The 255-nt window shown below is 57.3% G+C and carries 1 protein-coding gene; it reads right to left on the minus strand.

Features of this window, described 5'->3' with window-relative positions; translation table 11 throughout:
* A partial coding sequence (locus tag HMPREF3048_RS02490) for a transposase (protein WP_210398411.1) occupies positions 1-255 on the minus strand: 255 nt, incomplete at both ends.

Genomic DNA, 255 nt, shown 5'->3' on the forward strand with positions numbered 1-255 from the left:
CCACAACGTCGGTGCGCCGGCGGATCTCCCGGTTGAGCCGCTCGGTGGGGTTGTTTGACCATACTTTTGTCCAGACTGGTTTTGGTGCTGCGGTAAACGCCAAGATCTCCTCGAGTGATTCCTCCAGGTAGATCGCAACCTGCGGGAATTTCGGTTCCAGCAAGTCGACGACTTCGCGGGCTTGAGCCCAAGTGGATTGGGCATCAGGTTGTTGGAAGATCGTCTGGAACATCGCAGAGACCATCGGCCACTGCA

Source organism: Corynebacterium sp. HMSC075D04 (genome assembly GCF_001815635.1).
GTDB classification, from domain to species: Bacteria; Actinomycetota; Actinomycetes; order Mycobacteriales; family Mycobacteriaceae; genus Corynebacterium; species Corynebacterium coyleae.